This window comes from Bacillus sp. FJAT-27001 (genome assembly GCF_019039175.1).
In the GTDB taxonomy this organism is placed as follows: Bacteria; Bacillota; Bacilli; order Bacillales; family Bacillaceae; genus Bacillus; species Bacillus velezensis.
In genome coordinates, this window is sequence record NZ_JAHOAA010000006.1 from 658 (window position 1) to 8,843 (window position 8,186).

Here is an 8,186-nt window from a genome sequence, read left to right on the forward strand (position 1 = left end):
GTTCATGTGCATGATGAAATTGAGAGAGCGGAGTTTCATTTTAAATTGGCTGAAGCATATTACGGTATGAAACAAAGCCACGTCTCCATGCATCACGTAAAGCAAGCGCTCGATATTTACGATCAGTATGAGTTGTATAAGGTCCGGAAAATTCAATGTCTATTTGTCGTATCAGGGAACTATGTAGACTTTAAACGTTATGAAAAAAGCTTGCCGCATTTAGAAAAAGCTTTAGAGTTGTCGAAACAAGTAAACAATAATGAAAGGCTGCTCAGTTCTGCTTATTACAACATAGGAAAGAATTACGGAGACTTAGAAGAATACAATAAAGCTGAAATCTACTTAAAAAAAGCAGCGGAGATATCTGAAAAGTATAAATTGGGTAACCTTCCGCATTCCTTGTTTACATACGCAAAGCTTCTATTTAAACAAGGGAAAACAAGCGAGGCGATTCAAATCAGCAAAAAGGGACTTTCATCAGCGATATTTCAAGGAGATAAGCTGTTTGAATCTCTGCAAGAATATTTGGAGGCTTTATATATTAATGCAATAGACCAAATGGGAATCAAACAATTGATTACCTTGAGAAACATAAAAACTATTCGTATGTAGAAGATATTGCTCTTGATACGGCTGCTGTTTATGCAGAGTCAAAGCAATATGACAAATCTTATTTTTATCATCAAAAAATGATTCAAACGCAAAAACAAATTCAGAGGGGAGAATGCCTGTATGAATTTTAGAAAAGGCGTATTTATCATTGTGTCGGCTGTCGTTTTAATGTCAGGGATCGGTCTAGCAACATCGGCTGTTTCATTTGATGGATCTTATCAAGTTTCGTCTGATCGTAATCAAACCTAAGAAGGAGAGTGCCTGTATGAAAAAAAGCATCTTCATTATTTTGGGTCTGTCGTTATCTTTGATATGCGGATTGGGTGTAAACACAGTGGAAAAACAAACACATGCTACCTTTCAAACTGCTTCTGATCGTCTTCAAACTTGAACAGCTTACGTCTTTTCTTCGGGAAAGGCTTTTTTAGTTTAGATTAGAGTCTGCTGAAAATCATAACTAACGGCTGATGACATCACTGAAAGCAGATGTTGATGGCAGCATTTTGAGGATTTAGCTGAATGAATTCCCCTTAAATAGGATGCGGGAGAACACCCGCATCCCTGTCTCTAACGATTCCTTAACCGATCAGCCGCTGCATTCTCAGCGCGAGCCGCAGGCGCATCGTCGTCTCCGGATCTTTTAAGCTTTTGCCGAGCAGTTCCTCGCATTTTTCTAAACGATAGATCACCGTATTTCGATGGACGTACAGGCGCTTAGCCGTTTCTGAAATCTGGCAGTGGGTCTCCAGATAAACAGACAGCGTATGAAGCAGGCTCTGGTCCTCCTTTTGCCGGTCGGCCAGGCTTTGGAGGGTGGCTTCGTAAAATTTCTTCACATCTTCCGCCGGAAGCAGGCGGAGAAGCTCCGGCACGTCTTTGGCATGATAGATTTGAATAAACTCCGCGCTTCTGGACAAATGCCCGGATGAAATGGCGTCTGAAGCTTCAGTAAAAGCGTCAGGGACGTCGATCAGCTTTTGGCATATGTTTGAGATGCCGAAGGAGACAGTCCGTTTAAATTGCGTCCGGACCTGCTTTTGAAACTGCTCCAAAAAGCTGATGACAGACGCGTGCATTTCATTCCAGCTGTCTGTCGCTTCAATTAAAAGAATACCGACATTTCCTTTAATAAAGAGATGAGGGGGAAACGGGAAGGATGACAGCTCCCCTTCAAGCAGATCAAATACATGATCGGAAACGAGCTGATTTTCGGTAAAGCTGATCGTTTTCTCATTTCGGTCAAGCTTTCCGCAAATGCACATGTATTTCTGATCCCAGCGGAGCCGGAATTCTTTGGCGCGGCTTTTGATTTCTTCATGGCCGGTAAACGAGCGGTCGATGAAATTGCTGAAAAATTCATTGCGCGCCCGTCTGCTGAATTGTTTGACGGCATTTTCTTTCAGCAGTTCAAAGGAAATGACGTTAGCCGCCTGTTCAATAGTCAAAATCATGCCTTTATCAGCGGTCTGCACCAGCTCCGGTATCACCAGATAACCGCAGTTTTTTTCAACATTCAGAATCGGCAGGACAGAATACGCCTTTCTGTCGGACAGCATGGAAAAGCAGGTGAAATAAGGCCCGGAAAGGGAATAACAGATGTTTTTCAATAAAGACGTGTCAATGGGTATGCGATGGGACGATGATAAGAGTTTTGTATGCTGATCCAAAAGCAGCACGGGAAGCCGGAGAATGTCTGAGAGCTTCTTAAGCAGGGATTGCAGCCCTTTGCCGCTCATGATGTGGTTTGTGAATTTTTTATGGGCGTAAATGGCCTGCTGGAGCTCATTTGAACGCATATCAAGAATATGGCTCAGTGTGGCGTTGACGATATCTCCCAGCCTGATGTCTTCCGGCAGCTCAATAATCGGAAATTCATACCGGTCGGCAAGCTCCGCGGCATCTTTCGGAATGACATTAAGATAACGCTTCGTTTTGATCCCCAGTCCCGCGCAGCCCCGTTTTGCCATGAGGCGGATCAAATCTTTCAACAGTTGCGGGCGGTCCTTCAGGTGGTAAGCCGTGGTGACGAGCAATTCGTTTTTATGTAAAAAATCAGCGATGTCCGGCGCATCCATCATGTTGACGTGCTGCACCTCCCTCCAGCCGCCGGATTTGCCTGCGATTAATGCGGCCCGCTCATAAGCGGGAATCTTCATCACGTCATAAATGTTCATCAGTCAGTCTCCTTTCAGGTTCTAAAGACAACCATTGGTTAATATGAATAAAAATCATCAAAAATTATAGCGGTTTTGCTGATGTATTACGATCATAGTAGCAGTAAACTGGCAATCATAGCCGCATGTTGTGATAAAAACTGACAGAAAATCGTCATCCTTACAGGGAGGAAGATAAAATGGCCTATGACGTAATTGTAAAGGGTGCGAAAGCTGTGCGAAAAGGCGGAACAGAGCGGGCTGATATCGCCGTCAAGGACGGGAAAATCGCCTTGATCGGACCCGGCATTGACGAAAACGCGGAACAAGTGGTGCAGGCGGACGGCATGTATGTGTTTCCGGGCGCGGTCGATTGTCACGTCCATTTCAATGAACCCGGCCGAGAAGAATGGGAAGGCATTGAAACCGGCTCAAACATGCTGGCTGCCGGCGGCTGTACGGCTTATTTTGATATGCCGCTTAACTGCATCCCTTCGACGGTAACTGCTGAAAACCTGCTGGCAAAGGCGGAAATCGCCGAACGGAAGTCAGCGGTTGATTTTGCGCTTTGGGGCGGTTTGATGCCCGGATATACCGAACATATCCGGCCGATGGCAGAAGCGGGGGCAATCGGGTTTAAAGCGTTTCTGTCTAAATCGGGAACGGATGAATTTCAATCAGCCGATGAACGGACTCTTTTAAAGGGAATGAAGGAAATCGCGGCGTGCGGCAAGATTTTGGCCCTGCACGCAGAAAGCGACGCCCTCACCCGATTCCTTGAAACCGAGTACGCGCTCCAAGGGAAAATTGATGCCCGCGCTTACGCTTCCTCCCGTCCGGAAGAAGCCGAATGCGAGGCTGTGCAGCGGGCGATTGAATATGCAAGAGCGACGGGATGCGCGCTTCATTTTGTACATATCAGCACGAAACGGGCCGTGCTCTCCATTCAGCAGGCGAAAAAAGACGGATTGGATGTCACCGTTGAAACGTGTCCGCACTACTTATTATTCAGCTTTGAAGACTTCCTCAAAAAAGGGGCGGCCGCCAAATGCGCTCCGCCGCTCCGCTCAGAGGCTGATAAAGAGGAATTGATCGGAGTTTTGGCTGAGGGCCTGATTGATATGGTGTCTTCGGATCATTCTCCCTGTCATCCGTCTTTGAAACGCGAGGATAATATGTTTCTGTCGTGGGGCGGGATCAGCGGAGGCCAATTTACGCTTCTCGGCATGATTCAATTAGCGATCGATCATGGGATTCCGTTTGAACATGTGGCCCGATGGACGGCCGAAGCACCTGCCAAGCGCTTCGGTTTAACGAATAAAGGACGGCTTGAAGAGGGATTTGACGCTGATTTTGCCATCGTCCGGCCGGAACCTTTTACCGTCACAAAAGAAACGATGTTTTCCAAACATAAGCAAAGCCTGTATGAAGGCCGCACCTTTCCATACCGAATTGCTGCGACCTACAGCAAGGGACGCTGTGTGTATCAGGATGGAGGCCGTAAGCAGAGCGGGGCTTTCGGAACATTCCTGAAGCCTTCTCAAATAAAAGAGCCGATTCTCTGATGAGAATCGGTTTTTTTTGTCGTTTGGAAAGCGGGTCTCGTGGTATCTTTTTATAAAAAGGAGTAAAACACATTGTATGATCAAATCTTGAACATATTAACGGCATCCTGGTCGCGCAAGACTAGTACAAAATGGACGGAAGATTGCCCGGCCAAAGGCCAGTGCGGCGTGACGGCTTTAGTCATCCAAGATGTTTACGGCGGTGACATTCTCAAAACAAAAACCGGCACAAGCTGGCATTTTTATAACCGAATAGACGGGGAGATATATGATTTCACGAGCGGTCAGTTTTCAGAGCCGATCGTCTATCAGCACATTCTTTCTTCCAGAGATGAGGCATTTTCGGACACCAATGAACATCAGTATCGGTTCCTGAAAAGTGCATTCAGAAAAAACATGGAAACAGAAAGAGAAAAACACCTGTGATAAACTAGAGTGAGAGGTGAAGGATTGTGATTTATATCGGACTGACGGGGTGGGGGGATCATGACAGCATCTATCCGCCTAAAACAGCGGGCCCGCAAAAACTGCAGGCGTATTCCTCCCATTTTCCCATCGTTGAGCTGGACGCGAGCTTTTACGCGATACAGCCCGCCCGCAATAATGAAAGATGGGTCAAAGAGACGCCGGAATCTTTTCAATTTGTCATTAAGGCATATCAAGGAATGACGGGCCATCAGCGCGGCGATATTCCCTATGAATCGAAGGAAGAAATGTTTGAGGCGTTTAAGCTGTCATTATCGCCGTATATAGAGCATGGAAAGCTTGCCATGGTGCTGTTCCAATTCCCGCCGTGGTTTGACTGCAAGAAAGAAAACGTCGCATATTTAAGATGGTGCAGGCAGCAGATGGGCGATATCCCGTGCGCGCTTGAATTCCGCAACCGGTCTTGGTTTTCCCCGCCATTTTATGAACAGACGCTTTCCTTTATGAAGGAGGAAGGCTGGATTCACAGCATATGTGACGAGCCGCAAATCGGCGAGGGCAGCATTCCGACCGTCCTGAAAGCAACGGATGAAGAAAAAACGCTTGTCCGTTTTCACGGACGGAACAAACAGGGCTGGATCAAACCAGACGGCGGACAAAACTGGCGTGAGGTCAGATATTTATACCGCTATAACAAACAGGAGCTCAAAGATTGGAAAAACAATCTTCAGGAGCTGAAAAAACAGTCGCGCAATCTGTATGTGCTCTTCAATAATAACTCAGGCGGAGACGCCGCCGATAACGGGCTTGAGATGCTTGAAATGTTAAATATCTCATATACCGGGCTTGCTCCGAAGCAGCTCGACCTATTCAGCTAGAAAAGAGGTTTCAAGACACATGTCTTATCTTATTTTGATTATATTGGGATTTATCGCGGGAACGGTCGGCAGCCTGATCGGGCTTGGGGGAGGAATTATCATCGTGCCGGCAATGCTCTATTTAAGCACGATGACTCCGTTTTTCCATGACGTAACACCGCAGACTGCCATCGGCACGTCCCTTTTGGTGATTATTTTTACGGGCCTGTCATCAACTCTGGCCTATATGAAATATAAAACCGTTGACTACAAAAGCGGACTGATCTTTTTTATCGGTTCCGGCCCGGGAAGCATCATCGGCGCGTATTTGTCTAAACTTTTTAATGCGCATACGTTTTCCGTCTGGTTCGGACTTTTTATGATTTTGATTTCCATTACATTAATGCTGAAGGCGAAAGCAAAACCGGTCAATAAAGCGCATAAAGGCATGATCCGGACATATGAGGATGAATCGGGTGAGCTTTATACATATTCGTACCGTATTTTCACCGGTATCATGATTGCCTTTTTCGTCGGTTTATTGGGCGGTCTTTTCGGCATTGGCGGCGGCTCTCTTATGGTTCCGGCCATGATGCTGTTATTTTTGTTCCCGCCGAAAGTGGCTGTGGCGACGTCAATGCTCATTATTTTCTTATCCTCCGTGACGGGTTCCGTGTCACATATCGCAGAGGGCCATGTCAATTGGCTGTATGCGCTGTGCCTCGTTCCGGGCGCGTGGTTCGGCGGCAAAATGGGCGCGTGGGTTAATAAGCGGGTGCAGACGAAAACGATCGTGCTTTTCATGCGGGTCGTCTTGATTTTGATCGGCTGTGAATTGATTTATCAAGGGATATTCAGCTAAAAGGTAGGAGAGATGGTATGTTAGAGAAGCTCCGTTTATATCATACGAATGATTTGCACAGCCATTTCGAAAATTGGCCGAAAATCGTACATTATATTGAGCAGAAGAGAAATGAACATGAAAAAGACGGGGAGGAAACACTCGTATTCGACATCGGCGATCATATGGACCGATTCCAAATGATAACGGAAGCGACCTTCGGCAAAGCGAATGTCGACTTGTTAAACCGGCTTGAGATCGATGCGGCTGCCGTCGGGAATAATGAAGGAATTACGCTGCCTCACGATGAGCTGGCGGATTTATATACCCATGCCGCGTTTCCCGTCATTGTGTCCAACCTGTTTGACGCGGACGGACAGCGGCCGGAATGGGCCGAGCCCTACGTGATCAAAACACTGAAAAACGGGATGACCGCCGGCATACTCGGCGTCACGGTGCCGTATTATCCCGTCTATCAAAAACTCGGCTGGACGGTGACGGATGCGGAAAAAAGCATTCAAGAATCACTTGACAATATCAAGGGCAAAGCGGACATCATCATTCTGCTTTCTCATTTAGGCCTGATCGATGACCGGGCCGCAGCGGAAAAATTTCCGGACATCGATGTCATTCTTGAATCACATACGCACCACCTTCTTGAGGACGGACAGGACATAAACGGTGTATTGCTTGCATGTGCGGAGAAATACGGGAACTATGTCGGCTGTGTCGAGCTGACAATAGAAAGTGAATCACGAACCATTGTCAGCAAACAGGCGTCTGTACAGAAAATGGCTGATTGGCAAGGGGAATCTGAAGATACGGCGGCTTTTCTGAAAGAGAAAGAACGGGAAGCGGAAAACCTGCTCTCCGAACAAGTCGCCAACCTGAATGAAGAAGCCGGCGTGAAGTGGTTTGAGGAATCGCCGCTCCCGCTTCTATTAGCCGAAGCGCTGAAAAGCTGGTGCGGCTGTGAAGTCAGCATGGTGAATTCAGGCGTTATTTTGGGGCCTTTACAGAAGGGGCCTGTCACAAAGCTTGATCTGCACCGTATCTGCCCTCATCCGATCAATCCGGTGGCCGTTCGTCTTTCAGGCAGAGAACTTCAGGAAACAATCAGCCAGGCCGCCTCGGAACAAATGGAGCAGCTGCGGATAAAAGGCCTCGGCTTCCGCGGGGAAGTGATGGGCAGGATGGTATATGCCGGAGCGGAGGCAGAGGCCGGCATTCTTGAAGACGGTGTGACACATCTCCTCAATGTGAAAGTGAACGGAGAAGAGATTGATCCGGAGCGGATATACTCGGTTGCCGTTCTCGACATGTTTACACTCGGAAAGCTGTTCCCTTACATCCGCGATTCAAAAGAAAAGCAATACTTTATGCCGGAGTTTTTAAGGGATCTGCTCGCCTGGAAGCTCGCGCGGCAGCCGTAATGTCATGTAGCTGCCCGCCGTTCCATTTCACCCGAATGAGTGAAAGCGGGACTTTTTAAGAGTGAAAATAAAATACTATGTCCCCTCTTACAAGCATACATTGTGATATGTAAGGGGGGATTTTTCTTGCCTAGATACCGGAGCGCTCTTCGCAAGAGAGGGCCTTTGCCTTTTCGATATGTGCTTCTTCTGTCGTTTGCTTTTTTTATCATATCGACGGTCATCAGCCTTTGGATGATCAACTCCTCAATCAAACCGGTGCTGATGAACATAGGAGAAATGGAAACCAAACGGGTGGC

General features: G+C 47.1%; 6 protein-coding genes and 2 pseudogenes. 7 read left to right on the top strand and 1 reads right to left on the bottom strand.

The genetic code is table 11. The features are described 5' to 3' along the window. A pseudogene (locus BGM27_RS16255) lies at positions 1-743 on the top strand (tetratricopeptide repeat protein); the annotation flags it as partial. A gap of 447 nt (positions 744-1,190) precedes the next feature. On the opposite strand, the gene BGM27_RS16260 reads toward BGM27_RS16255, so the two are convergent. Then, entirely contained in the window at positions 1,191-2,786 is a 1,596-nt protein-coding gene (locus BGM27_RS16260) for a PucR family transcriptional regulator (protein ID WP_007408738.1), read from the bottom strand. A 179-nt stretch (positions 2,787-2,965) separates the two neighbouring features. Between BGM27_RS16260 and BGM27_RS16265 the strand changes: the two genes are divergently transcribed. From BGM27_RS16265 to BGM27_RS20900, 6 genes and pseudogenes are all read left to right on the top strand, one after another. Continuing rightward, positions 2,966-4,330, top strand: coding sequence for an allantoinase (locus BGM27_RS16265; RefSeq protein WP_007408737.1), 1,365 nt, complete (start codon positions 2,966-2,968; stop codon positions 4,328-4,330). Between the two features lie 72 nt (positions 4,331-4,402). Next, a complete protein-coding gene (locus tag BGM27_RS16270) occupies positions 4,403-4,756 on the top strand; it encodes a YunG family protein (RefSeq protein ID WP_007408736.1) in 354 nt (117 codons plus the stop codon). A gap of 26 nt (positions 4,757-4,782) precedes the next feature. Beyond that, positions 4,783-5,634 carry a DUF72 domain-containing protein gene (locus tag BGM27_RS16275; RefSeq protein WP_007408735.1) on the top strand — a complete coding sequence of 284 codons (852 nt, stop codon included), beginning with the start codon at positions 4,783-4,785 and terminating at the stop codon, positions 5,632-5,634. Between the two features lie 19 nt (positions 5,635-5,653). Then, a complete protein-coding gene (locus BGM27_RS16280) occupies positions 5,654-6,475 on the top strand; it encodes a sulfite exporter TauE/SafE family protein (protein WP_007408734.1) in 822 nt (273 codons plus the stop codon). Positions 6,476-6,492: 17 nt separating this feature from the next. Further along, the gene (locus tag BGM27_RS16285; RefSeq protein ID WP_007408733.1) at positions 6,493-7,887 is read left to right on the top strand and encodes a bifunctional metallophosphatase/5'-nucleotidase; all 1,395 of its coding nucleotides are present in this window, start codon (positions 6,493-6,495) and stop codon (positions 7,885-7,887) included. Between the two features lie 126 nt (positions 7,888-8,013). Further along, positions 8,014-8,186 (top strand): annotated as a pseudogene (locus tag BGM27_RS20900) (sporulation protein YunB); the annotation flags it as partial.